The organism is Microbacterium yannicii (genome assembly GCF_024055635.1).
GTDB classification, from domain to species: Bacteria; Actinomycetota; Actinomycetes; order Actinomycetales; family Microbacteriaceae; genus Microbacterium; species Microbacterium yannicii.
On record NZ_JAMXMB010000036.1, the window covers coordinates 140,550 to 165,155 of the forward strand.

23 protein-coding genes are annotated in these 24,606 nt (G+C 69.7%); 17 read left to right on the top strand and 6 right to left on the bottom strand.

The genetic code is table 11. The annotated features are described in order from the left end of the window. Window position 1: 1 nt before the first annotated feature. The 3 genes from NCG93_RS15155 to NCG93_RS15165 form a co-directional block, all read right to left on the bottom strand. Window positions 2-523, bottom strand: coding sequence for an SRPBCC domain-containing protein (locus tag NCG93_RS15155; protein WP_194412601.1), 522 nt, complete (start codon window positions 521-523; stop codon window positions 2-4). Beyond that, on the bottom strand, window positions 520-1,245 hold the full coding sequence (locus NCG93_RS15160; protein WP_194412602.1) for a phosphotransferase: 726 nt from the start codon (window positions 1,243-1,245) through the stop codon (window positions 520-522). The genes NCG93_RS15155 and NCG93_RS15160 overlap by 4 nt, the downstream gene beginning before the upstream one ends. Window positions 1,246-1,369: 124 nt before the next feature. After that, a complete protein-coding gene (locus tag NCG93_RS15165; RefSeq protein ID WP_194412603.1) occupies window positions 1,370-1,720 on the bottom strand; it encodes a DUF488 domain-containing protein in 351 nt (116 codons plus the stop codon). Between the two features lie 57 nt (window positions 1,721-1,777). Between NCG93_RS15165 and NCG93_RS15170 the strand changes: the two genes are divergently transcribed. The 10 genes from NCG93_RS15170 to NCG93_RS15215 all read left to right on the top strand — a co-directional run bounded on the left by NCG93_RS15170 (window position 1,778) and on the right by NCG93_RS15215 (window position 12,965). Beyond that, a complete protein-coding gene (locus tag NCG93_RS15170; RefSeq protein WP_194412604.1) occupies window positions 1,778-2,287 on the top strand; it encodes a hypothetical protein in 510 nt (169 codons plus the stop codon). Between the two features lie 121 nt (window positions 2,288-2,408). Then, a complete protein-coding gene (locus NCG93_RS15175; protein WP_194412605.1) occupies window positions 2,409-3,170 on the top strand; it encodes an SDR family NAD(P)-dependent oxidoreductase in 762 nt (253 codons plus the stop codon). 85 nt (window positions 3,171-3,255) lie between these two features. Further along, on the top strand, window positions 3,256-4,032 hold the full coding sequence (locus tag NCG93_RS15180; protein ID WP_194412606.1) for an enoyl-CoA hydratase/isomerase family protein: 777 nt from the start codon (window positions 3,256-3,258) through the stop codon (window positions 4,030-4,032). A 17-nt stretch (window positions 4,033-4,049) separates the two neighbouring features. Further along, entirely contained in the window at window positions 4,050-4,889 is an 840-nt protein-coding gene (locus NCG93_RS15185) for an SDR family oxidoreductase (protein WP_194412607.1), read from the top strand. A gap of 44 nt (window positions 4,890-4,933) precedes the next feature. After that, window positions 4,934-5,320, top strand: coding sequence for a VOC family protein (locus NCG93_RS15190; protein WP_194412608.1), 387 nt, complete (start codon window positions 4,934-4,936; stop codon window positions 5,318-5,320). A 424-nt stretch (window positions 5,321-5,744) separates the two neighbouring features. Next, a complete protein-coding gene (locus tag NCG93_RS15195; protein ID WP_194412609.1) occupies window positions 5,745-7,046 on the top strand; it encodes an extracellular solute-binding protein in 1,302 nt (433 codons plus the stop codon). A gap of 81 nt (window positions 7,047-7,127) precedes the next feature. Beyond that, entirely contained in the window at window positions 7,128-8,105 is a 978-nt protein-coding gene (locus NCG93_RS15200; protein WP_194412610.1) for a carbohydrate ABC transporter permease, read from the top strand. Then, complete coding sequence (locus NCG93_RS15205) at window positions 8,098-8,904, top strand: carbohydrate ABC transporter permease (RefSeq protein WP_252787571.1); 807 nt, start codon at window positions 8,098-8,100, stop codon at window positions 8,902-8,904. Before NCG93_RS15200 ends, NCG93_RS15205 begins: the two co-directional genes overlap by 8 nt. After that, the gene (gene lacZ, locus NCG93_RS15210) at window positions 8,901-11,960 is read left to right on the top strand and encodes a beta-galactosidase, LacZ type (RefSeq protein WP_252787572.1); all 3,060 of its coding nucleotides are present in this window, start codon (window positions 8,901-8,903) and stop codon (window positions 11,958-11,960) included. The genes NCG93_RS15205 and lacZ overlap by 4 nt, the downstream gene beginning before the upstream one ends. Beyond that, entirely contained in the window at window positions 11,961-12,965 is a 1,005-nt protein-coding gene (locus tag NCG93_RS15215; protein WP_194412611.1) for a LacI family DNA-binding transcriptional regulator, read from the top strand. A gap of 10 nt (window positions 12,966-12,975) precedes the next feature. Here NCG93_RS15215 and NCG93_RS15220 read toward each other — a convergent pair whose 3' ends face one another. The 3 genes from NCG93_RS15220 to NCG93_RS15230 are packed head-to-tail and all read right to left on the bottom strand — an operon-like array spanning window position 12,976 to window position 15,083. After that, complete coding sequence (locus NCG93_RS15220; RefSeq protein ID WP_194412612.1) at window positions 12,976-13,941, bottom strand: HAD family hydrolase; 966 nt, start codon at window positions 13,939-13,941, stop codon at window positions 12,976-12,978. Further along, a complete protein-coding gene (locus tag NCG93_RS15225) occupies window positions 13,941-14,579 on the bottom strand; it encodes a LysE family translocator (protein WP_194412613.1) in 639 nt (212 codons plus the stop codon). Before NCG93_RS15225 ends, NCG93_RS15220 begins: the two co-directional genes overlap by 1 nt. A gap of 9 nt (window positions 14,580-14,588) precedes the next feature. Further along, a complete protein-coding gene (locus NCG93_RS15230) occupies window positions 14,589-15,083 on the bottom strand; it encodes a GNAT family N-acetyltransferase (protein ID WP_194412614.1) in 495 nt (164 codons plus the stop codon). A 127-nt stretch (window positions 15,084-15,210) separates the two neighbouring features. Between NCG93_RS15230 and rlmN the strand changes: the two genes are divergently transcribed. The 7 genes from rlmN to NCG93_RS15265 all read left to right on the top strand — a co-directional run bounded on the left by rlmN (window position 15,211) and on the right by NCG93_RS15265 (window position 24,485). Further along, on the top strand, window positions 15,211-16,452 hold the full coding sequence (gene rlmN / locus NCG93_RS15235; RefSeq protein WP_194412615.1) for a dual-specificity RNA methyltransferase RlmN: 1,242 nt from the start codon (window positions 15,211-15,213) through the stop codon (window positions 16,450-16,452). Window positions 16,453-16,517: 65 nt separating this feature from the next. Then, window positions 16,518-18,176, top strand: a complete 1,659-nt coding sequence (locus NCG93_RS15240; protein WP_194412616.1) for a DUF4407 domain-containing protein — start codon at window positions 16,518-16,520, stop codon at window positions 18,174-18,176. Window positions 18,177-18,470: 294 nt separating this feature from the next. After that, a complete protein-coding gene (locus tag NCG93_RS15245) occupies window positions 18,471-20,204 on the top strand; it encodes an ABC transporter ATP-binding protein (RefSeq protein WP_194413730.1) in 1,734 nt (577 codons plus the stop codon). Beyond that, window positions 20,201-22,351 (top strand): ABC transporter ATP-binding protein, encoded by a 2,151-nt coding sequence (locus NCG93_RS15250; RefSeq protein ID WP_194412617.1) that lies wholly within the window; start codon window positions 20,201-20,203, stop codon window positions 22,349-22,351. Before NCG93_RS15245 ends, NCG93_RS15250 begins: the two co-directional genes overlap by 4 nt. 146 nt (window positions 22,352-22,497) lie before the next feature. Beyond that, complete coding sequence (locus NCG93_RS15255; protein WP_194412618.1) at window positions 22,498-23,511, top strand: aldo/keto reductase family protein; 1,014 nt, start codon at window positions 22,498-22,500, stop codon at window positions 23,509-23,511. 17 nt (window positions 23,512-23,528) lie between these two features. After that, window positions 23,529-24,014, top strand: a complete 486-nt coding sequence (locus NCG93_RS15260) for an NUDIX hydrolase (protein WP_194412619.1) — start codon at window positions 23,529-23,531, stop codon at window positions 24,012-24,014. Between the two features lie 108 nt (window positions 24,015-24,122). Further along, window positions 24,123-24,485 carry a VOC family protein gene (locus tag NCG93_RS15265; protein ID WP_194412620.1) on the top strand — a complete coding sequence of 121 codons (363 nt, stop codon included), beginning with the start codon at window positions 24,123-24,125 and terminating at the stop codon, window positions 24,483-24,485. The last annotated feature ends 121 nt before the right edge of the window (window positions 24,486-24,606 follow it).

Below are 24,606 nucleotides of genomic sequence, written 5' to 3' on the forward strand. Positions count from 1 at the left end.
GTCAGTCGGCGGCGACGAGCCGCTCGTAGGCGGGCTGCAGGGCGGGGAAGTAGTCGTCCCACGCCACGGTGTCGGCAGCGAGACCCGCCTGGGCCGCGACGAGCCGGTCGAGGTAGTACTCCCAGCCCGGACCGATGGAGCCGACATCCTCACCGGGGTTCAGTCGCTGGCCGAAGGTGAGGACGGTGTCCCCGGGAACCTCCTCGGCGAGCTCGAACCACAGGTGCCACGCTCCGCCTGCCGCCGACGTGTCGCCCGCGAAGCGGCGGGGCCGGTCGCACTCGAGGATCGTGTACTCCTCGGGCGCGGCATCCTGGCTCTCCGACGTCATGTAGAACGTGACGTTCCCGCTCGCCGGATCGCCCTCCCACCGGCCGATCCAGCGCTCGAGCCGTGCCGACTCGGTGAGCTCCCGCCAGATCTCGTCCGCGGTCGCGCGGAAGCGCCGCAGGATCACGAGGTTCGGGTGCCCGTCGATCTTGCAGACGGTGCCGGTGATCGAGGGGCCGTTGTTCTCGGTCATGTCGCGTTCCAGAGGTCTCGGTAGTACGACAGGCGCTCGCGGTCGGGTTCGACCCCGTACGCCTCGATGAGCGCGTCCTCCCATCCCTCGCCATAGTTCCACGTCGTCGACATCGACGCCACGGCGATGTCGGCCCAGCGGTCGCCGAGGCCGAGGGCGCCGAAGTCGACGTGCCCGCTCCAGCGGCCGTCGTCGCCGATGAGCGTGTTGGGGCAGCAGGCGTCGGCGTGGCACACCACGAGCCGGTCGACGGAGGGCGGCTCGCGCAGCGCATCGGGAACACGGATGCCGCGGCCCTCCGCATTCGCGATGCGCGAGGGCACGCGCCAGTCGAACGGGCAGTCCTCGACCGGCAGCGCATCGTGCAGGGCCCGCAGCCCCTCGCCGACGGCGCGGACGGCGACGGCCGGTTCCGCCACCCACCGCGGATCGACCGCCGATGAGCCCGCGATCGCGGCGGTCGCCATCCACTCGTGGGTGTCGTCGCCACCCACCTCGAGCAGTGGCGGCACACGGGCGTACGGCGCTGCCCACGCCAGCCGCGCGGCCTCGCCGGCGAACGACGACTCGGCGTTGCGCGGACCGTGCTTGAGGAACCGGCCGTCGTCGGTGCGGAACGTCACGCCGCCGTAGTCGTTGCGCCAGACCGGCGTCAGAGCGGCGCCGCGCGCGAGATCGCGCACCTGCGGAGGGACCTCCACGTCATCGACCGGGATCGTCACCGTCCCATCCTGCCTGGACTCCGCGACCGGCGGCACGAACTCCTCAGATCTGGGGCGTCGCGCCGGACTCGGGCCAGGAGCGGGTCGCCGAGAGCCGAAGCTGAGGAGTTGACGCCGGTCGCCGTCAGGCTTCCAGCGCCTCGTGCAGGATCACCGCGTGATTGTGCTCCTCGTCGGCGACCGCGTGCAGGAGCGTGACCACCGGGTGCGATGCGAGCTCGGCACGCAGCGCCGCGACGGCGTCGCGGGCGGAACCCTCGAGCTCGGCGCGGTAGGCGGAGTCGAAGTCGGCCCACGACAGGCCGTCCTGGTGGAACGCCCGGCGCAGCTCCGTCGAGGGTGCGACTTCCTTCGCCCACAGGTCGAGCGCGGCGCGTTCCTTCGAGAGGCCGCGCGGCCACAGCCGGTCCACGAGAACGCGGAACCCGTCGTCGGGCGACGGCTCGTCGTACACGCGCTTCCCTCTGATCTCCATGCGCCCATCCAAGCCCGCTGACCGGGAGCGCGCCATGGTGCGTGGTGGGATGGATGCATGCCGACCGCACGTGCCGCGCGCCGCCAAGGACCCCTCACGGCCCTCGAAGGGGCGGAGCCGGCTCTCGCCATCGGCGATGTCGCCGTGCGCCATGTGAGGTTGACGCCCGATGGCCTCGCGCCCTACCTCGCCGACGCGCACGGAGGCTTCGTCCCCTGGAGTGCCGTGCGCACCCTCGCGGTGGGGCCCCCGAGCACGTGGTGGCCGTCGCCCGCGCTCGGCGACTCGATCGGGCCGCTGCTGGAGGGCGTCCTGGGCGGCGGGTTCGGCGACATGGAGCAGACCCCCACCTTCCCCGTCGGCATCGTCACGACGGCGGGCGACCGCCTCGAATGGCACGCGACCCAGCACTACCTGTCGGGTTACCGCCGCGGCGACGCGCGCGCGGCCACGCGGCTCGCCGAGTATCTCGTCGCGCACCCTGAAGCGCGGGTGCTGCTGGGACGGCCCACCGAGCTGCTGGAGCGCATCTCGCTGCTTCTCCGCGGACGCCCGAGGATCACGTAGTGACCGGCCGAGGCGGCCGCGACTAGCCTGGGTGAGGCGGGTGCGCCGCGGTGTCGTTGGGACTGAGTCCCGCGTATGCTGATACGCGGTTCCGCAGCATCCGGACTTCGAAGGAGAATCCATGGACCTCACCGGTGCCTCCGCGCTCGTCACCGGCGGTGCGAGCGGGCTGGGCCTCGCCACGGCCCGCCGCCTCGCCGCAGCCGGTGCGGCAGTCACGATCGTCGACCTCCCGACCTCCGCCGGCGCCGACATCGCCGCAGAACTCGGCGGCTCGTTCGCGCCCGCCGACGTCACCGATGCAGAGCAGGTGGCTGCCGCGGTCGCGACGGCTGCGGCATCCGGTCCCCTTCGTGTCGTGGTCAACTGCGCCGGCATCGCGCCGCCCGCCAAGGTCCTCGACCGCGACGGCAACCCGTCGCCGCTCGAGGGCTTCGAGCGCATCGTGCGCGTGAACCTCGTCGGCACCTACAACGTCATCGCCCAGGCCGCGGCCGCGATGGCGAAGACCGACGCGACTGCCGACGGCGATCGTGGCGTCATCGTCAGCACCGCGAGCGTCGCGGCGTTCGACGGCCAGATCGGCCAGCCCGCCTACGCCGCGAGCAAGGGCGGCGTGCACGCGATGACCCTGCCGATCGCGCGTGAGCTCGCGCGCTACGGCATCCGGGTCGTGACGATCGCCCCCGGCATCATGGAGACCCCGATGCTGATGGGCCTCCCGCAGGCCGCGCAGGACTCGCTCGGCGAGCAGGTGCCCTACCCGCAGCGGCTCGGCAAGCCCGACGAGTACGCGCGGCTGGTGATGTCGATCGTCGAGAACGGGTACCTCAACGGCGAGACCATCCGTCTCGACGGTGCGATCCGGATGGCTCCCCGCTGATCCCTCGTCTTGCCATTCGGATGGTTCCGACCTCAGCCCGAGCCATCCGGTGCCACCCACGCAGGCCCACGATCCAAGGAGACCAATGAGCGACTCGATCCTCGTCACGCGCGACGGCGCCCTCGCGCGCGTCACCTTCAACCGGCCCGCGTCCCTCAACGCGATGGGCTTCGAGATGGGACGCCGCTGGCGTGACGTCGCGCACGAGCTCACGTCCGACGACTCGGTCGGCGCGGTGATCCTGGATGCCGCGGGCCCGGCCTTCTGCGCCGGCGGCGACGTGCTCGAGATGGCGACGTCGGGCGCCTCGGGTGCCGACGTCACCGGAGCGGCGCACACGATCCATGACGGCATCCGCACGTTCGTCGAATCCGACAAGCCGATCGTCGCCGCGGTGCAGGGCGCGGTGGCGGGCGGCGGTCTGGGGCTCATGCTCACCGCCGACTACATCGTCGCGTCGGAGCAGTCGAGGTTCGTGAGCAAGTACGCCAACATCGGGCTGACGCCCGACCTCGGCGTCTCCACGCTGCTGCCGGCGGCGGTCGGCCAGCGCCGGGCGCTGCAGCTGCTGCTGCAGGACCTCACGATCGACGCCGAGACGGCGCTGGACTGGGGCCTCGTCACCGAAGTGGTGCCGTCGGCCGAGGTCGCCCCCCGTGCCGAAGCGGTCGCGCGGTTCTGGCTCGACAACGCCACCGGCGCGTTCGGCCAGGCGAAGCGGCTCGTCCGCACCGGCGGCGGGCGCTCGTTCGCCGAGAACCTCGACGACGAAGCCGCCTCGATCGGCGCCCGTTTCGACACCGACGACGCCCGGGCGCGCGTCGCGGCCTTCGCCGCGGCATCCGCCAAGTCCCGTTCCTGACCCGAGGAGAACCCGAGATGAGCGACACGTCCCTGGCCGGCAAGACCATCCTGATGTCCGGCGGCAGCCGCGGCATCGGCCTCGCGATCGCGCTGCGCGCGGCGCGCGACGGCGCGAACGTCGCGCTGCTGGCCAAGACCGATACGCCGCACCCGAAGCTCGAGGGCACCGTGCACTCGGCGGCCGAGCAGATCCGCGCCGCCGGCGGCAACGCGCTGCCCATCGTCGGCGACGTGCGCAACGACGACGACGTCACCGAGGCCGTGCTCAAGACGCAGGGCGAGTTCGGCGGCATCGACATCGTCGTGAACAACGCCTCGGTGATCGACCTGTCGCGCTCGCTCGAGCTCGATGCCAAGAAGTACGACCTGATGCAGGACGTCAACGTCCGCGGCACGTTCATGCTGTCGCGCGCCGCGATCCCGATCCTGAAGGATGCCGCGAACCCGCACATCCTCTCGCTCTCACCGCCGCTCAACCTGTCGCCGAAGTGGCTCGGCGGTCACACCGGCTACACGCTCGCGAAGTACGGCATGACGATGGCGACGCTGGGGCTCGCCGCGGAGTTCGCATCGGCCGGCATCGCCGCCAACACGCTCTGGCCGCGCACGACCATCGCGACCGCGGCGGTGCAGTTCGCGCTCGGCGGCGATCGCATGATGAAGGTGAGCCGCACGCCCGACATCTACGCCGACGCCGCGTACGAGGTGCTCACCCGGCCGGCGCGCGAGTACACCGGCCAGACGCTCATCGTGGAGGACGTGCTGGAAGCGGCCGGCGTGACCGACTTCTCGGCGTACGCGGCCGTCCCCGGAACCCCCGACTCGGCCCTGTTCCCCGACATCTTCCTGGACTGAGCACTCCCTTTCTCGACCTGCCGACGCGACGTAGGGTGGGCTCCATGGGAGTGCGGAGCCTGTTCCCGATCCTGCTGGCGCGAGACCTGCCGCGACTCGTGCGGTTCTACGAGAGCGCATTGGGCGCGACAGTGGCGTACCGGTTCGGCAGCGGCGGCGAGGACGACTACGTCTCGCTGAAGATCGGCGAGACGTCGCTGGGCATCGGCCGCGACCCCGATGCGCTCCCGCCGTCGGTGGGGGACCGCGTCGCGCTCTGGTTCTACGTCGACGACGTGGACGCGACGTACGCGGCATGGCTGGATGCCGGCGGCCGGGGCGATGAGGCGCCCGCCGACATGCCGTGGGGAGAGCGCGTCGCGCAGGTGCGCGACCCCGGCGGCACCCTCGTCAACCTCGGGATGGAAGCGCCCGCAGCTGCGTCCAGCTGACGACGCGAGAGCGCGCGGTCTCGGTGTCGGTCTGACGGCGCATGAGCGTCCCGCTGCGGTGTCCGTCTGACGGCGCGTGAGCGCCTCCGTGCGCGCCCGAGCCTGACGCCGCTGCCCGCCGCGCAGCGCGGCACGGTGCCGGTGCAAAGCACACGCGGAAAGTAACGAATCCGCGTGAACACTGGCGTGGTGACGTTACCAGTGTTACCGTTCCCTCGGACTCAGAAGCTGATGTGCTCACCGGAGAGCGCAGGGGATGCGATGTTGCATCCGCCAAGGATCTCCCGGAGCCATCTGCCTGTTCGGCGTGCGTTCCGACGTGCGCCGGCTGATCCGCCGACCCCCGTGCGGCACCATGCGCGGGCCACGTCGGACGCCGAGGCATCACTCGGCATCACGGAATCCACGGAAGGATCTGCACTCCATGAAACGCTCTGCGAAGCTCACCGCGGCGGCCCTCACCCTCACACTGCCCCTCGCCCTCTCACTGACGGCGTGCAGCGGGGGAGGCGACTCCGGCGGTGAAGGCGACGGTGACGAGAAGCTCACCGTCTGGACCTGGGACCCCGCGTTCAACATCTATGCGATGCAGGAGGCCGAGAAGGTCTACCAGGAGGATCACCCCGACTTCGAACTCGACATCGTCGAAGTGCCGTGGGACGACCTGCAGACCAAGCTCACGACCATCGCCCAGTCCCAGGCCTTCGACGAACTGCCCGACATCTTCCTGATGCAGAACAACGCATTCCAGAAGAACGGGCTGAACTATCCCGACCTGTTCTCGGACTTCAGCGACTCCGACATCGACTTCTCGGAGTTCCCGAAGTCGGTCGTCGACTACTCCACCATCGACGACGTCAACTACGGCGTGCCGTTCGACGCCGGCACGGCGGTCACCGCGCTGCGCACCGATGTCCTCGCCGAGGCCGGTTACACGGTCGACGACTTCACGGACATCACGTGGGACCAGTACCTCACGATCGGCAAGGACGTCCTCGCCAAGACGGGTCAGCCGCTGCTGTCGGGACAGGCCGGCTCGGCCGACATCCCGATGATGATGCTGCAGTCCGCCGGCGCCAGCCTGTTCGACGACGAGGGCAACCCCACCATCGTCGACAACGATGCGCTGGAGGCGGCGATCGACGTCTACACCCAGCTCGTCGACGCGGGTGTGCTCATCGAGGTCAACTCGTGGGACGAGTACATCGGCACGATCGTCAACGGCAACGTCGGAGGCACGATCAACGGCATCTGGATCGTGGGCTCGATCCAGACCGCTGACGACCAGGCCGGCAACTGGGGGATCACCAACCTCCCGAAGCTCGACACGATCTCCGGCGCGACGAACTACTCGGCCAACGGCGGCTCCTCGTGGGCGATCTCGTCGACCGCCGATGTCGACCTCGCGTCCGACTTCCTCGGCGCGACGTTCGCCGGCTCCACGGAGCTGTACGACACGATCCTGCCGAAGGCCGGCGCGGTCGCCAACTGGACCCCGGCGGGCGACAGCGACGTGTACAACGAGCCGAGCGAGTTCTTCGGCGGGCAGGCGATCTTCGCCGACGTCGTCTCGTTCGGCCCCGAGGTGCCGTCGAACAACACCGGTGCGTACTACTACGAGGCCCGCGACGCGGTGAGCACCGCCATGACGCAGATCATGGGCGGCACCGACACGGCCACGGCTCTCGCCGAGGCGCAGGCCAACGTCGAGTTCGCGATGGAGTAAGCGGGACGGATCGTCCGGCCGGGCGGCGGTGACGTCGCCCGGCCGGCGGTCAGCGATGCTTCCCACCGCCCGAGGAAAGAGATGACACCCGTGGCCTCCGACGCGAAGACGCGCACGAAGACACCGCGACGGAACGATCCGCCGCCCCTGCCCAACTACATCGGCGACCGCAAGCCCTGGCTGAATCCCGCGCGTCGCCGCAGCCTCACCGGCTGGGGCTTCCTGCTCCCGGCCGCCCTGCTCATCCTCTTCATGAGCTTCATCCCGATGGCGCAGGCGTTCGTCCTGTCGCTGCAGACCGGTCGCGGCACGCGGCTCGAGTTCGCGGATCCGCTCTGGTACAACTACCAGCGCATGCTGAGCGACGATGTCTTCAGGCTGACGCTCACCAACACCTTCCTGTACCTGATCATCCAGGTGCCGATCATGCTCGCGCTCGCACTGGTGCTGGCGAATCTTCTGAACAACCCCAAGCTGAAGTTCAAGGGACTGTGGCGGACGGCGATCTTCCTGCCGTGCGCCGTGTCGCTGGTGTCGTACTCGCTGGTGTTCCGCACCCTCTTCGCCGGCGACGGCTTCGTCAACGACATGCTGGCCGGCATCGGCCTCATCGACAGCCCGATCAACTGGCTCGGCCAGGCCGACACCGCCCGCTTCGTGATCATCCTCGGGCTGCTGTGGCGCTGGACCGGCTACAACATGGTCTTCTACCTCGCGGCGCTGCAGAACATCGACCATTCGAGCATCGAGGCAGCACGCATGGACGGCGCCAACGCGTTCCAGACGTTCTGGTACGTCACCATCCCGCAGCTGAAGCCCATGATCGTGCTCACCGCGATCCTGTCGATCAACGGCACCCTGCAGATGTTCGACGAGTCCTGGGCGCTCACGCAGGGCGGCCCCGCCCACCAGACCATGTCGATGGCGCACTACCTCTATGAGGTGTCGTTCCAGAAGAACCCGAACTTCGGCTACGCCGCGGCGATCTCGTACGTGATCCTGATGCTCGTCGCCATCCTCTCGTTCATCCAGATGAAGGTCGGTGACAAGCGTGACTAAGCTCCGCAGCCTTCCCGGATACGCCCTGCTGGCGGTCTGGGCCCTGTTCTCGGTGTTCCCGCTCTACTTCATGGTGGTCTCGGCCACCAACACGAGCAAGGACGTCCTCTCCTCGCGGATGCTGCCCGGCGCGGCGCTGCTGGAGAACCTCACCGTGCTGTTCTCGACGCAGAACGTCGTCGGCGCCATGACGAACTCGTTCCTCATCGCCGTGGGCACCACGCTGCTCGCGCTGACGGTGTGCTCGATCGCCGGATACGGGTTCGAGGTGTATCACTCCCGGGGCAAGGACGTCGTCATGGCGATCCTGCTGCTGGCGATTATGATCCCGTTCGCCGCGACGATGATCCCGCTGTTCCAGCTGTTCGCACGGGTCGGAATGGTCAACTCGCTCTGGGCGGTGGTCATCCCGATGATCTCGACGCCGTTCCTGATCCTGCTGTTCCGCCAGGCATCGCGGTCGTTCCCGCACGAGCTCATCGAGGCGGCGCGCATCGACGGCCTCAGCGAGCTCTCGATCTTCGCGCGCATCTACGTCCCCACGATGCGGTCGACCTTCGCGGCGGGCGCCGTGATCACGTTCATGATGGCGTGGAACAACTTCCTCTGGCCCAAGGTGATCCTCGTCAACAACAGCGTGCTCACGATGCCGATGCTCACGGCGAACATCAGCGCCGGCTACGTCACCGACTACGGGGTGCTCATGCTCGCGGTGCTGCTGTCGTCGCTGCCGACGATGATCATCTTCCTCCTGCTGCAGCGGCAGTTCGCGCAGGGGATCACGGGGGCGGTCAAGTGACGCTGGACACGATCGACAGGGCGGATGCCGGCTCCCGCGACGATGACGCCGCGTTCGACGCCGCACGCATCGCCGATCCCCGCTTCGTGCGGGAGAACCGCCGCCCCGCGCACTCGGATCACCGCTGGTTCCGCTCGGCGGAGGAGGCGGCCGACGGTCGCAGCGGATATGAGCAGTCGCTGAGCGGCCGGTGGAAGATCCACTACGCGAAGAATCCGGCCGCCGCGCCGGCGGGGTTCTTCGACCCGGGGTACGACTGCGAGAGCTGGGACGACATCCCCGTCCCGGCGCACATCCAGCTGCACGGCTACGACCGCCCTCAGTACGTCAACGTGCAGTACCCGTGGGACGGCGTGGAGGAGATCTCACCGGGACAGGTGCCCGAGCGCTACAACCCGGTGGCCTCGTACGTGAAGAGCTTCGTGCTGGATCGCCCTCTCGAGACGGGCGAGACGGTGAGCGTGAGCTTTCTCGGCGCCGAGAGCGCGATCGCCGTCTGGCTGAACGGCCGGTACCTCGGCTACGCGACCGACAGCTTCACGCCGTCGGAGTTCGACGTGACCGATGCGCTCGTCGAGGGCGAGAACAAGCTCGCGGCGCAGGTCTTCAAGTTCTCGAGCGGCTCGTGGCTCGAAGACCAGGACTTCTTCCGCTTCTCGGGCCTGTTCCGCGACGTCGTGCTCTCCCGCCGGCCGGTGGTGCACGTCGAGGACATCCGGGTCGATGTGGACCTCGCACCCGGCAACCAGGTCGCCGACGTGACCCTGCGCGTCGCCCTGCGCGGTGACGGACGCGTGCGCGCCCGCATCGACGGGGTCGGCGAGCTCGAGCATCGCGGAGACGGCGGCTTCGGCATCCGTCTTCAGAATCCCCTGCTGTGGAGCCCGGAGCATCCGGCGCTGTACGACGTCGAGATCGAGGTGCGCGACGGTGACGGAGCCCTCGTCGAGGTCATCATGCAGCGGGTCGGCGTGCGGCGTTTCGCGATCGAGGACGGGCTGCTCTCGCTCAACGGACGACGCGTGGTGTTCCTCGGCGTGAACCGTCACGAATTCGGCCTGGCCGGCCGCGTGCAGACGGCGGCCGAGATCGAGTCCGACATCCTGCTCCTCAAAGCCGCCGGCGTGAACGCGGTGCGCACGAGCCACTATCCGAACAGCACCGCGTTCTACCACCTCGCCGACCGGCACGGACTCATGGTCATCGACGAGATGAACCTCGAGAGCCACGGTGTGTGGGACCGCATCCGCAAGCTCGGCGCGCCGATCGACGAGGCCGTCCCCGGCGATCGCCCCGAGTGGCTGCCCGCCCTGCTCGACCGCGCGGCCAGCATGTACGAGCGCGACAAGAACCACCCCAGCATCGTGATGTGGTCGTGCGGCAACGAGTCCTACGGCGGCACCAACCTGCGCGACGTCGCGGCGTACTTCCGCGACGTCGACACGCGTCCCGTGCACTACGAAGGAGTGCACTGGGACCCGCGCCACGAGGAGACGACGGATGTCGTCAGCCAGATGTACACGCCCGCGGCCGAGGTCGAGGAGTTCCTGCGCGAGCACCGCGAGAAGCCGTTCATCCTCTGCGAGTACGCCCACGCGATGGGCAACTCGTTCGGCGCCGTCGACGAGTACATCGAGCTCGCCTACCGTGAGCCGCTGTTCCAGGGCGGGTTCATCTGGGACTTCGCCGACCAGGCGATCGCGCTGACCGACCGCTACGGCGAGGAGTACTTCGGCTACGGCGGAGACTTCGGCGATGCGCCGAACGACGGCGAGTTCTGCGGCAACGGCATCTTCTTCACCGACCACACGCCGACGCCCAAGCTGCAGGAGGTCGCCTACGTCTATCAGGGCCTGCGCATCCGCATCGACGACGACGCCATGACGGTGCACAACCGGCTGATGGCGACGTCCAGCGCGGCCTATCGTTGCGTCGTGACGCTCGCGCGCGAGGGCGAGGTGCTGCGTCAGGCCGAGGTCGAGACCGACATCGCGGCCGGCGAGACGGGCACTGTCGCCCTCCCGCTCGCCGTCCCGGCGGCGCCGGGGGAGTACACGATCGACGTCTCGTTCCGGCTGCGGTCGGCGACGGCGTGGGCACCGGAGGGCCATGAGGTCGCTCGCGAGCAGCGCGTCGTCCGGGTCGGGTCGCCGCCGGCGGTCGTGGCGGCGCCTGCGCCGGAGCTCGTCCGCGGTGCGCACAACATCGGCGTGCGCGGCGCCGGGTTCAGCGTCCTGTTCTCGACCCTGTACGGCGGACTGGCCTCGTACCGCTTCGGCATGACCTCGGACGGCGGGCGCGAGCTCTTGACGTCCATGCCGCGCCCGCACTTCTGGCACGCGCCCACCGCGAACGAACGCGGGTGGGAGGCGCCGTTCGAGGACGGCCAGTGGCTGCTCGCGAGCCGCTACGGCCGGGTGCGCGACCCGCTGACCACGACGCGGGTCGAGACGGATGAGACCTCGGTGACCGTGACGCTCTCGTACGAGCTGCCCACGCGACCGGCGACGACATGCGATGTCGCGTACCGCGTCGACGGTGCAGGCCGGGTCGAGGTGACCCAGACCCTGCAACTCGTCGACGGGCTGCCGAGCCTCCCCGAATTCGGGATGCTGCTGACGACGCTGCCCGAGTTCCGCAGGCTGCGGTGGTACGGCGACGGGCCCGAGGAATGCTACGTGGATCGCCGCGGCGGCGCGCGACTGGGCGTATACGATCGCGACGTGGCGACCGAACTCACCCCCTACCTGCGCCCACAGGAAGCGGGCAGCCGCACGGGCGTGCGCTGGGCCGAGGTCACCGATGGGCGCGGCGCGGGCCTCCGCGTCGAATCGCCCGAGGGCATGGAGTTCTCGGCCCTGCCCTGGACGCCCGACGAGGTGGAGAACGCCCTGCACCACACCGAGCTGCCCCCGATCCATCGCACCGTGCTGCGCCCGGCGCTCATGCGGCGCGGGGTCGGCGGCGACGACTCGTGGGGCGCGCGCACGCTGGCGCAGTACCACCTGCCGACGAGCGGCGACCTCGAGTTCCGCTTCGCCTTCCGAGGGGTGTGAATGGCTGAACGCCGCACATCGCTGCGGGATGTCGCGCAGGCTGTCGGCGTCTCGGTGCAGACCGTGTCCCGCGTGGCGAACGGCGAGCCCAACGTGGCGCCCGAGAAGCGCCAGCTGATCCTGAGCACCATGCGCGAGCTCGGCTACCGGCCGAACGCCGCGGCGCGGGCCATCCGTCGCGGGTCGTTCCGCACCGTGGGTGTCGTCTACTACAACCTGCACTCGGTCGGCACGCACCGCTCGCTCGAGGCGATCTCGGAGCGGGCCGCCGAGAGCGGCTATGCCACGACGCTGATGCCGTTGGCCGCCACCTCCGGGCGGGCGGCCAACGGCGCCTTCACACGGCTGGGCGAGATGGCCGTCGACGTGCTCATCGTCATCCTGCCCGCGCCCTTCGGCGTGGACGAGACGCTGCAGCTGCCGGAGGGCGTGCCGACGGTCGTCCTCGGCCCGCCGCTGGTCGACGGCGTCGCCTCCGTCGACTTCGAGCAGGACAGCGGCGCGCGCGAGGCGGTCGCTCACCTGCTGGACCTCGGGCACGAGACGGTCCATCACATCACCGGCCCGTCCGGCTCGTTCTCCGCGGCAGCCCGGCATCGCGCGTGGCACGACGTGCTGACCGAGCGCGGACGGGAGATCCCGCCGCCCCGGCCCGGCGACTGGACTCCGGGGTCGGGCTACGAGGCGACCAGACGCCTGCTGCGCGAGGAGCGCCCGACCGCGATCCTCGCCGCGAACGACCAGATGGCGCTCGGTGCCTACCGGGCGATCACCGAGGCGGGCCTGCGCATCCCCGAGGACATCTCGCTGGTCGGCTTCGACGACATCGACGAGGCCGAGATGTTCGCGCCGCCGCTGACCACCGTCCGCCAGGAATGGGGGCTCCTCGGTCGTGAGTCGCTCCGTGTCGCGTTGGACATGGAGCGCGGCGCTCCGCCCGAGAACGTCCAGCTGCCCACCTGGCTCGTCGTTCGCGACTCCACTGCGCCACCCCGCGCAGGCTGACGGCGGGCTGTCAGATCAGCCCGAGCCGGCGCAGGGCGTTGGCGACGCCGTGGTCGAGCACGTCGGTGGTGACGAAATCGGCGAGCTGCTTGAGCTCGGGCTGCGCGTTGCCCATGGCCACCGCGACGCCGCACACCTCGAACATCTCGACGTCGTTCCAGCTGTCGCCGATCGCGACGGCATCCGCGGCGTCCATTCCGAGATGTGCTAGCAGCAGCTCGATCGCCGAGCCCTTCGTCGTGCCGCGCTCGCTGATCTCGCCGTTCGATCCGCCCGGCAGCGGCATGCTCCCCGGCACGATGAGGAACTCGTCGCCGAGGTCGGCACGCAGCTCGTCGAGGCCCTCCTCGTGGTCGCTGACGAACACTGCCTTGTCGATGCGGCTGAGGTCCGCCTCGTCCGCACTCGGGAACGTCCGCTGTGCGAGGCCCACGAGCGAATCCTCGGGGCGCACCTCCTGGCCCGCCTGCACCCGTGCCTCGAGGGCGGCGGCATAGTCGCGCATCAGCTCGGCCATGTCATCGCTCGCGTAGACGCCGTCGCCGGTCTGGAGGAAATAGCGGATGCCGCGACTCCGCAGCGCGGTCAGCATGCGGTCGGCCGCCGCCGGCGACAGGGGGCGTTCGGCGATCACTTCGCCGCCGGAGGTGACGAGGGCGCCCGAGTTGGTGACCGCGCCGTCGAAGCCGATCTCGGCGACCACCGGATGGATGTCGGCGGCCGAGCGGCCGGTGCTCAGGTACACGAGGTGCCCCGCCGCGCGCGCGGCGCGGACGGCGGCCGGCGTCGAGGGGGAGATGTGGGCGCCGTGCTCGAGGATCGTCCCGTCCACGTCGAGGAAGACGATGCGCCGCCGGGCGGTTCGCGCGCTCGGTCCAGTCGCCTGCGCGCTCGGTCCGGTCGCCTGCGCGCTCGGTCCGGTCGCCTGCGCGCTCGGTCCGGTGGCTTCGGTCCCTGAGCCTGTCGAAGGGGTCATCAGTGTTTGTTCCCGGTGAAGAGGAGGATGCCGCCGAGGCCGATCATCAGGCCGCCCCCCGTGGCCGACAGCGTCGAGATGCGTTTCGGGGAGCGGCCGAACCAGGTGCGGGCGCCGGCGGCGACGAGCGCCCAGATGCCGTCCGAGATCAGCGCGATCACGAAGAACACGAGGCCGAGCTCGATCATCTGCAGCGGCACCATGCCGGCGTTCAGATCGACGAACTGGGGGAGCACCGCCACGAAGAAGGCGATGGTCTTCGGGTTGGTCACCCCGACGACGAACCCCTCACCGAGCTGACGCCAGGCCGAGCGCGGCAGTGCGGCGCCGGTCGCCTGGTCCGCCGCCCGGCGACGGTGGCGGATCGCCTGCACGCCGAGATACATCAGGTATACGGCGCCGGCGACCTTGACGATGGTGAAGAGCACGATCGACTGCGCGACGATGCCGCCGACGCCGATGGCCACGAGGCCGATGACCGGCAGCAGGCCCAGGGCGTTGCCGAGCACGCTGAGGAGCCCGCCGATCGGTCCGAGCGCGAGCGCGCGCCCGATCGTGAAGAGCACGCTCGGGCCCGGGATCACGATCAGCACCAGCGCGGCGAGCGTGAAGGCGAGGAGGTTCTCGAGCGGGACCACACCGCGAGCCTAGCCGCGGCGCCTCGCGTCGAGCCGCTTGCGCAGGAAGACCTGCTCGGTGCCGTCGCCTTCGGGCACGCGCTGGGTCTCGGCATAGCCGACGCGTTCGTAGAGGCGCTGGTTCGCCTCGCTCAGCGAGCCGGTGAACAGCTCGGCCTCGCTCGCACCGGCGGCGGCGCCGCGGCGTTCGACCGCCTCCAGCAGAGCACTGCCGATCCCCTCGCCGGCACGATCAGGCGCGATCGCGATGCGGCCGACCAGCAGCAGGTCGCCATCGACACGCGCGCGGAGTGCGCCGACCATGCGAGCGCCGTCGACGGCGACGACGCCGAGGTTCTCGGCCAGCTCGGCCTGGAGCTCCTCCAGCGTCTGGGTGAGGGGCGGCATATCGGGCGACCCATAGATCAGTGCCTCCTGCACGAACGCCGCGCGCTGCAGCGTCAGCACCTCGCCGGCGTCCGTGGGCTCGATCGGGCGGATCGTCAGGTCGGTGTCGTCGCTCATCGGGTCAGGCTAGCGGCGTCGCCCAACTGCCCGAGGGGGCTTGACCACGCGCGGGTGCGAGTGCGCGGGGCAGGCGGGAGGCGGCGGCATCGGCATCCGTCCAGGCGCGTCCCCTACCCTGGATTTCATGACCGATTCGCCCGTGCGCACGACCAAACCCAGGCAGGTGCGTCCGGCGACGGAGGGCTGGACCCAGAAGAAGGATGCCGAGGGCCGGCCTCTTCTGCAGTTCGCCAGCCCCAAGCGGGGCAAGCCGCCGGTGCATCTGGCCGACCTCACCCCCGAGCAGCGCGTCGAGAAGGTCAAGGAGCTCGGGCTTCCCGGCTTCCGGGCGAAGCAGCTCGAGAAGCACTACTTCCAGCACTGGACCCACAACCCCGCCGACATGACGGACCTCCCCGCCGAAGGGCGTGAGGAGTTCGTCCACGGCATGCTGCCGCCGCTGCTCACCGAGGTACGTCGCCTCGAGACCGACCGCGGCGACACCATCAAGTTCCTGTGGAAGCTGCACGACGGCGCCCTCGTCGAGTCGGTGCTCATGCGCTACCCGGGCCGCATCACACTGTGCGTGTCCAGCCAGGCCGGCTGCGGCATGAACTGCCCGTTCTGCGCGACCGGACAGGCGGGCCTCACCCGCAACATGTCGGCGGCCGAGATCATCGAGCAGATCGTGCGCGCCAACCGCCTCATCGCCGACGGCGGACTGGGCGGCAAGAAGAAGGACGACCACTCCGCCGAGCGGGTGTCGAACATCGTCTTCATGGGCATGGGCGAGCCGCTCGCGAACTACGCGCGGGTCATGCAGGCGGTGCGGGTGATGACGGACAAGCAGCACGGCCTCGGCATGAGCGCCCGCGGCATCACCGTGTCGACGGTCGGACTCGTGCCCGCGATCACGAAACTGGCGAACGAGGACATCCCGGTGACGTTCGCCCTCTCGCTGCACGCCCCCGACGACAAGCTCCGCGACGAGCTCATCCCGGTCAACTCGCGCTGGAAGGTCGACGAAGCGCTCGACGCCGCACGCGCCTACTTCGACAAGACCGGACGCCGCGTGTCGATCGAGTACGCGCTCATCAAGGACATGAACGACCACGGCTGGCGGGCCGACCTCCTGGCCGAGAAGCTCAACGCGCGCGGTCGCGGCTGGGTGCACGTCAACCCCATCCCGCTCAACCCGACCCCCGGCTCGATTTGGACGGCATCCGACGTGCCGGTGCAGAACGAGTTCGTCCGCCGGCTCAACGATGCCGGCATCCCGACGACCCTCCGCGACACCCGCGGCAAGGAGATCGACGGCGCCTGCGGTCAGCTGGTCGCCACCGAAGAGGACGAGGCGGTCGCCGCCGCCACGCCGCTCGAGGACTGACCTCACCGCCGCTCCGCGGTTGGAGACTCACCTGCCGCACAGGTTGCCCTGTCTAGGGTGTCGGGATGTCTTTCTCCGCACACCGACCGGGCCGGTTCGGCTCCGACGGCCGCATCGAGTTCGAGGCGGACGACGAGGCGCGCGCCGAGGATCTGTATCTCGACGATGTGCGGGCCCAGCAGGCGGCCGGCGAGCCGCGAGACGACCGGGAGGATGCCGGCGGCCCGGACGACCCGTACCCCGTGACGCGCGACCTGCTCGAGGACGCGCTGGCGATGAACCCGACGCAGCCGGTCGCGGTGGTCCGCGACGAGCCTGCGGTGGACGACAGGGCTGCACTGGATGACAGGGTGACGGAGCCGGCGATCACCGCGACCACGCCGATCGGGGAGTGGGGCGCTGCGGCGGAGCCCGATGCGACCGCCCACGTGCTGGTCGCGGAGGAGCCCGAGCCGGAACCCGCGCCGACGGAGCCCGCCCGCTCGGGTCGCTCGAAGCGCGCCGCGCGTCGGCGTGAACGCGGTGCGGGCTGGCGCCGGGTCGCGATCCTCGGCGGTGCCGACGGCACGGTGCTGGACGAGGTCCCCACCGAGACGCCGCGATTCGTGCAGATGTTCTTCGTGCTCGCCGGCACCGCCCTGGTCTCGGCGATCTCGATGATGTTCGCGCTGATGACCGGCGTGCGCGTCGGCGCCTGGGTCGCCGTGCCGCTCGCGATCGTGTGGGCGCTCATCATCTTCAATCTCGACCGCTTCCTCACCTCGACCATGCGCTCCACGCGCAACGTCTGGCGCCTCATCGGGCTGGCGATCCCGCGCGTGATCATGGCCGCGATCATCGGCATCGTGGTCGCCGAGCCGCTCGTGCTGCAGGTGTTCCACAACGACATCGCGCGCGAGGTGACCGCCACCAACCTCGTGCAGGCGCAGTCCGATCAGGACGCCGTGACCTCCGGCCCCGAGAAGCAGGCGCTGGATGCCGCGAGCGAACGCGTCTCGGCCCTCGAGAGCCAGGCGGCCAGTGGTGTGGTGGCGGGCGCCGACACGACCTCCGGTGCGACGGCGTCGGCGCAGGCGACCGTCGACGACCTCACGGCCAAGCTCGCCGCGCAGCAGACCGTCATCGATCAGGCGCGCGCCATCTATGAGTGCGAGCTCACCGGCCAGGGTGCCGGGGAGGTCGCGGGGTGCAGCGGCGTCGCCGGCGAGGGAGCGAGCTCCGGCGCTGCCCAGGATCAGCTGGCCGCGGCCCAGTCGGCATACGACGATCTGGCCGCTCAGCTGACCACCGCGCAGTCGGATCTCGCTGCCGCGCAGGCGGCCGGCACGGCCGACGCGGGCGCATCGGAAGCCCAGAACAAGAAGCAGGCGAAGGACGAGCTGCCCGCCGCTCGCGAGCAGTACGACGCGGCGCTTGCGGCGTACAACGCGCGTGCCGCCGAGGTCGCGGGCGGCAACGCCGGCGCGACCGGGCTGCTGAGCCAGATCAGCGGTCTGGAGCGCCTGTCGCAGCGCGAGCCGACGCTGCTGTGGGCGCACGGGCTGATCGCCGCGCTGTTCTTCATGATCGAGCTGCTCCCGGTGCTCGTGAAGGTGCTGACCAGCTACGGCGACCCCACGCTGTACGAGAAGGCCGACGCGCTGCGCCGCCAGGTCGCCCTCGATCGCGTCACCGCCCGCAGCTGGCGGGAGCGCGCCGACATCGCACAGGGCGGCCAGGCCTAGCCCGAGGCATCCCCCGCCTTCCCTGCCAGGAATCGCGAGAGGATATTTCCGCAGTCGGATGCGCGGAAACGTGCCCTTTCGCGATTGCAGACGGGTCGGCCGCGACTCGCGCGCACGCGATATATCGTGTTAGAGTGACCGGCGGGCGTCCGGGAACGCCCTCAGCCTTCGTCGTTCGCCCTCCGTGAACGTGTCTGCCGCGATGTCGGCGGGGCGTGCAATGGTGGGTCGGCATCCATGGACACCGCATCAGGCGGTGCTTCGTCATGGCATCGTCACTTCTGGGAGAAGTCCGTGCTCGCCAAACTCCTCGTCCGCTATCTCAAACCATCCGGCTGGCTGCTGCTCGGTGTGCTGCTGTTCCAGTCCGCCTCCGCGCTCGCCTCGCTCTACCTGCCCAGCCTGAACGCCGACATCATCGACAACGGTGTGTCCAAGGGCGACACCGAGTACATCTGGCGCACCGGCACCATCATGTTGACGGTGTCGCTCGCGCAGATCGTCGCCTCGATCATCGCGACCTACTTCGCGGCGCGTGCCGCGATGAAGCTCGGCCGCGACGTCCGAGACGACATCTTCGAGCGCGTCTCGGGCTTCTCGGAGCGCGAGGTCACGGGATTCGGCGCCGGCTCGCTGATCACCCGCAACACGAACGACGTGCAGCAGGTGCAGATGCTCACGATGATGGCCGCCACCTTCCTCGTGACGGCGCCGCTGCTCGCGATCGGCGGTATCGTCCTCGCCATCGAGCAGGCCGCGAGCCTCGCCTGGATCATCGCGGTCGCCGTGCCCGTCCTGCTCGTGGTCGCGGGACTGGTGATCGCGCGCATGGTGCCGCTGTTCCGCAGCCTTCAGGCGAAGCTCGACGGCGTGAACCGGGTGATGCGCGAGCAGCTGACCGGCATCCGCGTCATCAGGGCCTTCGTCCGCGAGCCTCTCGAAGAGGAGCGCTTCCGCGTGGCCAACACCGAGATCATGGTCGTCGGGCGCAAGGTCGGCTCGCTCTTCGTGGTGCTGTTCCCGGCCGTCATGCTCATCCTCAACGTCACCGTCATCGGAGTCATCTGGTTCGGCGGCATGCAGGTCGACGCCGGCGAGATCCAGATCGGCACGCTGTTCGCCTTCATGCAGTACGCCATGATCATCCTCTCCGGCGTCATGATGGCGAGCTTCATGACGCTGATGATCCCCCGCGCCGCCGTGTCGGCCGAGCGCATCGGAGAGGTGCTCGACACGGCGTCGTCGCTCGAGCGGCCCGCGGGTGCACCCGCCGAGTTCCCCGCGCCGGGCGCCGTCGAGTTCAAGGACGTCACCTTCACCTACCCCGGTGCCGAGCACCCCATCCTCTCCGGCATCAGCTTCCGCGCCGAGCCGGGCGAGACCGTCGCCGTCGTCGGCTCGACCGGCGCCGGCAAGACCACGCTGATCTCGCTGATCCCGCGCCTGTTCGATGTGACGCACGGCGCCGTCGAGGTGGGCGGCCTGGACGTCCGTCGCGCCGATCTCGACGCCCTCTGGGCCACGATCGGGCTGGTGCCGCAGCGTCCGTTCCTGTTCTCCGGCACGATCGCGTCGAACCTGCGATTCGGGCGGGAGGAGGCGACGGATGCCGAGCTGTGGCAGGCCCTCGAGATCGCCCAGGCGAGCGACTTCGTGAGCCAGATGGACGGCGGACTGGACGCGCCCATCTCGCAGGGCGGCACCAACGTCTCGGGCGGGCAGCGCCAGCGCCTCGCGATCGCGAGGGCCATCGTTCACCAGCCGCGCGTGCTCGTCTTCGACGACTCGTTCTCGGCGCTCGATCTCACCACCGACGCCAGACTGAGGCAGGCGCTGTGGCGCGAGCTGCCGGACGTCACGAAGATCGTCGTCGCCCAGCGCGTCTCGACGATCACCGACGCCGATCGCATCGTCGTCCTCGACGACGGCGGCATCGTCGGCCTCGGCACGCACGAGCAGCTGCTCGAGACGAGTCAGACCTACCGCGAGATCGTCGAATCCCAGCTCGGAGCGGAGGTGGCCCGATGAGCCCCGAACAGCAGTCCAGCCCCGAACAGCAGCCGAACACCGGCACGTCACCCCGCCGGGGTCGGGCCCGCGACGCCATCGCGGAGCTGAGCCCCGAGGAGAAGCTCGAGATCGAGCTCGGCGAGCAGGCCCGCATCTCGGCCGACGACTGGAGCGGCGCGGTAGCCCCAGGAAAGGCCGCGCACTTCGGGCCGTCGTTCCGCCGGCTCATCGGGCTGCTGCGTCCCAACGCGGTCGGCTTCATCTTCGTGTCGATCCTCGGCTCGATCGGTGTCGTGCTGGCCGTGCTGTCGCCCAAGGTGCTCGGCGAGGCCACCAATATCCTCTTCGAGGGCGTCGTGTCGTCGATGGCACCCGTGGGTGCCACGCAGGCGCAGGTCGTCCAGGGCCTCGAAGCATCCGGCGAGCAGGATCTCGCCAACATGGTGGCGGCGATGGAGCACTTCGTCCCCGGCGCCGGCGTCGACTTCCTTGCGCTCAGCCGCGTCCTGCTGATCGTGCTCGCGCTGTACTTCGCGTCGTCCCTGCTGATGTGGGTGCAGGGCTACGTCATCAACGTCATCATGGTGCGGGTCATGTGGCGCCTGCGCGAAGACGTCGAAGCCAAGATCAACCGTCTGCCCCTGCGCTACTTCGACCGGGTGCAGCGCGGCGAGCTGATCTCCCGCGTCACGAACGACATCGACAACATCACGCAGATGATGCAGCAGTCACTGTCGCAGGCGCTCACGAGCGTGCTCACCGTGATCGGCGTGCTCATCATGATGCTGACGATCTCGTGGCAGCTGACGCTCGTCGTGCTGGTGAGCTTCCCCCTCATGGCCGTGCTGTTCGGCGTCATCGGCCCGCGCTCGCAGAAGGCGTTCGGCATCCAGTGGCGCAAGGTCGGCCGCCTCAACGCACGCGTCGAGGAGTCCTTCTCCGGCCACGCGCTCGTCAAGGTGTTCGGTCGCGAGCAGGCGGCGCGCGAGGCGTTCCGGGCCGAGAACGAGGAGCTCTACCAGGCATCCTTCAAGGCGCAGTTCCTGTCGAACATCATGATGCCCGCGATGATGTTCATCGGGAACCTGACCTATGTCGGCATCGCCGTCTTCGGCGCGCTCATGGTCGCGAGCGGTCAGCTGCGCCTCGGCGACGTGCAGGCGTTCATCCAGTACTCGCAGCAGTTCACCCAGCCGCTGTCGGAGCTGGGCGGCATGGCCGCGGTCGTGCAGTCCGGCACCGCGTCGGCCGAGCGTGTGTTCGAGCTCCTGGACGAGAGCGAAGAAGAGCCCGACGCACCGGATGCCCCGGCACCGGTCGACGGCGACGGCACCATCGAGTTCCAGGACGTCGCCTTCTCGTATACGTCCGAGCGCCCGCTCATCCACGACTTGTCGTTCCGGGTGGAGCCCGGCCAGACGGTGGCGATCGTCGGTCCGACCGGCGCCGGCAAGACGACGCTCGTGAACCTGCTGATGCGCTTCTACGAGCTCGACGGCGGTCGCATCCTCCTGAACGGACAGGACATCGCGCTGCTGACGCGGCGCGACATCCGGGCCAAGACCGGTATGGTGCTGCAGGACCCGTGGCTGTTCGCGGGAACGATCCGCGAGAACATCCGCTACGGACGCGCCGACGCGACCGACGACGAGATCCTCGCTGCCGCGCGGGCCACGTACGTCGACCGCTTCGTGCACTCGCTGCCCGACGGCTACGACACGCTCCTCGACGAGGACGCGTCGAACATCTCGGCCGGCGAGAAGCAGCTCATCACGATCGCGCGCGCATTCGTCGCGCAGCCGTCGGTGCTCATCCTCGACGAGGCGACGAGCTCGGTCGACACCCGCACCGAGCTGCTGCTGCAGCACGCCATGGCAGCGCTGCGTGAAGGCCGCACGTCGTTCGTGATCGCGCACCGCCTGTCGACGATCCGCGACGCCGACCTCATCCTCGTGATGGAGAACGGCGGGATCGTCGAGAAGGGCACCCACGACGAGCTCATCGTCGCCCAGGGCGCGTACTTCCGGCTCTACAACTCGCAGTTCGAGCAGGCGGCGACCGATCTCGACGAGGAGGCGCGCGCACTGGCCGAGGCCGAGCACAGCGAGCCGCCGGCGGGGACCGCGGACGACGCGACCGAGGACGAGTCCGCGAGCGTGGTCTGACCCACCTCTGACGACGGATGCCGCGACCCGCGCTCACGCGCCGGGTCGCGGCATCCGTCGTTCCGGCCTGTCATCGCCCGCCGGCTTACGGCGTCGGCGGAGCGGGATCGCGCCGGCGACCCCGTTGAGGCAGGTAGCGTTTTCCCATGGTCAATTACCGGTACCTCGGAAACAGCGGTCTCAAAGTCAGTGAGATCACCTACGGCAACTGGGTCACGCACGGCTCGCAGGTCGACGACTCGGCCGCCATCGCCACCGTCCACGCGGCACTCGACGCCGGGATCACCACCTTCGACACCGCAGACGTGTACGCCAACACGGTGGCGGAAGAAGTCCTCGGCAAGGCGCTCACGGGTCAGCGTCGCGAATCGCTCGAGGTCTTCACCAAGGTCTACTTCCCGACCGGCCCCAAGGGCCCCAACGACACCGGCCTCAGCCGCAAGCACATCTTCGAGTCGATCAACGGGTCACTGAAGCGTCTCGGCACCGACTACGTCGACCTCTACCAGGCGCACCGCTTCGACTACGAGACGCCGCTCGAAGAGACGTTCCAGGCGTTCGCCGACGTCGTCCGCCAGGGTAAGGCGCTCTACATCGGCGTGTCGGAGTGGACGGCGGAGCAGCTGCGCGAGGGTCACGCGCTCGCCAAGAGCTACGGCATCCAGCTCATCTCGAACCAGCCGCAGTACTCGGCACTCTGGCGCGTCATCGAGGGCAAGGTCGTGCCGGCGTCGGAAGAGCTCGGCATCTCGCAGATCGTCTGGTCGCCGATGGCGCAGGGCGTGCTGTCGGGCAAGTACCTGCCCGGTCAGCCGGTGCCCGAAGGCTCGCGCGCCACGGACGAGAAGAGCGGCGCGGGATTCATCAAGTCCTTCCTGCGCGACGAGGTGCTCGAGGCGGTCCAGGCGCTCAAGCCGGTGGCCGAGCAGGCGGGCCTCTCGATGCCGCAGCTCGCCATCGCGTGGGTGCTGCAGAACAAGAATGTCGCCTCGGCGCTGGTGGGGGCATCACGTCCCGAGCAGCTCGCCGACACGGTCAAGGCCTCGGGCGTCGTGCTCGACGCCGATACCATGGCCGCCATCGACGCCGCCCTGTCGGGTGTCGTGTACGACGACGCCGAAGACACCTACACCGTCTCCCCGAAGACCCGCGTGGTCTGACGCTCCGGCAGACGACCGTGATCACCAGCGCCGGCATCCTGCTCTATCGGCTCGCGCCCGACCTCGAGGTGCTCCTTGCACACATGGGCGGGCCGTTCTGGGCGAGCAAGGATGCCGGCGCCTGGTCGATCCCGAAGGGCGAGTTCGCCGAAGGCGACGAGAGCGCGCTGGATGCCGCGCGCCGCGAGTTCCGCGAGGAGCTCGGCGTCGACCCGCCCGAGCCGCCGTACGCCGAGCTCGGCACGTTCGCCTACTCGTCAGGCAAGCGGGTGACGGTGTTCGTCGCCGATGGGACCGGCTTCTCGCTCGATGATCTCGTGTTCGGCGAGTTCGAGCTGGAGTGGCCGCCGCGGTCGGGGCGGACGGCGTCGTTCCCCGAGGTCGACCGCGTCGAGTGGACGAGCCCGGATGCCGCCCGCGAGCGCCTCGTGAAGGGCCAGCGTCCCGCCGTCGACGCGCTCGAGGCGCACCTCGCCGAGGCGTCCCCGCCGTCGTCCCCGTGATCCCGTCGACCTCGCCCCCCGTCCCCCCGCCGCACTCTCGCGGGCTCTTGTGGGTCGGGCGCGGGCGGCGGAGACTGACCGGGTCGGATCCGCACGAGAGGAACCACCATGGCTCACGGCGACATCACGCACATCGACATCCCCGTCACGGATCTCGGCAGAGCGTCCGAGTTCTACTCGGGACTGTTCGGCTGGCAGATCGCGGAGCTGCCCGGCTTCGAGGGCTACCCGATGTGGCGGGCGCCGAACCAGATCTCGGGCGGCGGCCTCGCGCCTCGCGAGGAGGGTTTCACCCAGCCTCGCTCGTACGTCGAGGTGGACTCCATCGATGAGACGGTCGCCGCGGCGCTGGATGCCGGCGGCACGGTGCTGATGGAGAAGAACCAGATCTCGCCCACGAGCTGGTGGGCGGTCATCGGCGACCCGGACGGCAACGCGATCGGGCTGTACGAGGGCACCACCGAGAGCTGACCCGCGGTCGCGCGCGCGCTCAGGTGAGCCGGAGCCGCGGGCGGCGGACGGATGCCGCGGCCGGCGTGGCGCCCGCGCTTAGTCGAGTCGCTGACGCGGTCGGCGAGCGAACGCGGCAGTT

Bases quoted from the DNA above. Each gene is read 5' to 3' on its own strand.
- NCG93_RS15195 (WP_194412609.1), top strand. From the start codon at position 5,745: ATGAAACGCTCTGCGAAGCTCACCGCGGCGGCCCTCACCCTCACACTG.
- NCG93_RS15185 (WP_194412607.1), top strand. From the start codon at position 4,050: ATGAGCGACACGTCCCTGGCCGGCAAGACCATCCTGATGTCCGGCGGC.
- NCG93_RS15230 (WP_194412614.1), bottom strand. From the start codon at position 15,083: ATGAGCGACGACACCGACCTGACGATCCGCCCGATCGAGCCCACGGAC.
- NCG93_RS15155 (WP_194412601.1), bottom strand. From the start codon at position 523: ATGACCGAGAACAACGGCCCCTCGATCACCGGCACCGTCTGCAAGATC.
- NCG93_RS15190 (WP_194412608.1), top strand. From the start codon at position 4,934: ATGGGAGTGCGGAGCCTGTTCCCGATCCTGCTGGCGCGAGACCTGCCG.
- NCG93_RS15215 (WP_194412611.1), top strand. From the start codon at position 11,961: ATGGCTGAACGCCGCACATCGCTGCGGGATGTCGCGCAGGCTGTCGGC.
- NCG93_RS15180 (WP_194412606.1), top strand. From the start codon at position 3,256: ATGAGCGACTCGATCCTCGTCACGCGCGACGGCGCCCTCGCGCGCGTC.
- NCG93_RS15170 (WP_194412604.1), top strand. From the start codon at position 1,778: ATGCCGACCGCACGTGCCGCGCGCCGCCAAGGACCCCTCACGGCCCTC.
- NCG93_RS15165 (WP_194412603.1), bottom strand. From the start codon at position 1,720: ATGGAGATCAGAGGGAAGCGCGTGTACGACGAGCCGTCGCCCGACGAC.
- NCG93_RS15240 (WP_194412616.1), top strand. From the start codon at position 16,518: ATGTCTTTCTCCGCACACCGACCGGGCCGGTTCGGCTCCGACGGCCGC.
- NCG93_RS15200 (WP_194412610.1), top strand. From the start codon at position 7,128: ATGACACCCGTGGCCTCCGACGCGAAGACGCGCACGAAGACACCGCGA.
- NCG93_RS15175 (WP_194412605.1), top strand. From the start codon at position 2,409: ATGGACCTCACCGGTGCCTCCGCGCTCGTCACCGGCGGTGCGAGCGGG.
- rlmN (WP_194412615.1), top strand. From the start codon at position 15,211: ATGACCGATTCGCCCGTGCGCACGACCAAACCCAGGCAGGTGCGTCCG.
- NCG93_RS15220 (WP_194412612.1), bottom strand. From the start codon at position 13,941: ATGACCCCTTCGACAGGCTCAGGGACCGAAGCCACCGGACCGAGCGCG.
- NCG93_RS15255 (WP_194412618.1), top strand. From the start codon at position 22,498: ATGGTCAATTACCGGTACCTCGGAAACAGCGGTCTCAAAGTCAGTGAG.
- NCG93_RS15250 (WP_194412617.1), top strand. From the start codon at position 20,201: ATGAGCCCCGAACAGCAGTCCAGCCCCGAACAGCAGCCGAACACCGGC.
- NCG93_RS15265 (WP_194412620.1), top strand. From the start codon at position 24,123: ATGGCTCACGGCGACATCACGCACATCGACATCCCCGTCACGGATCTC.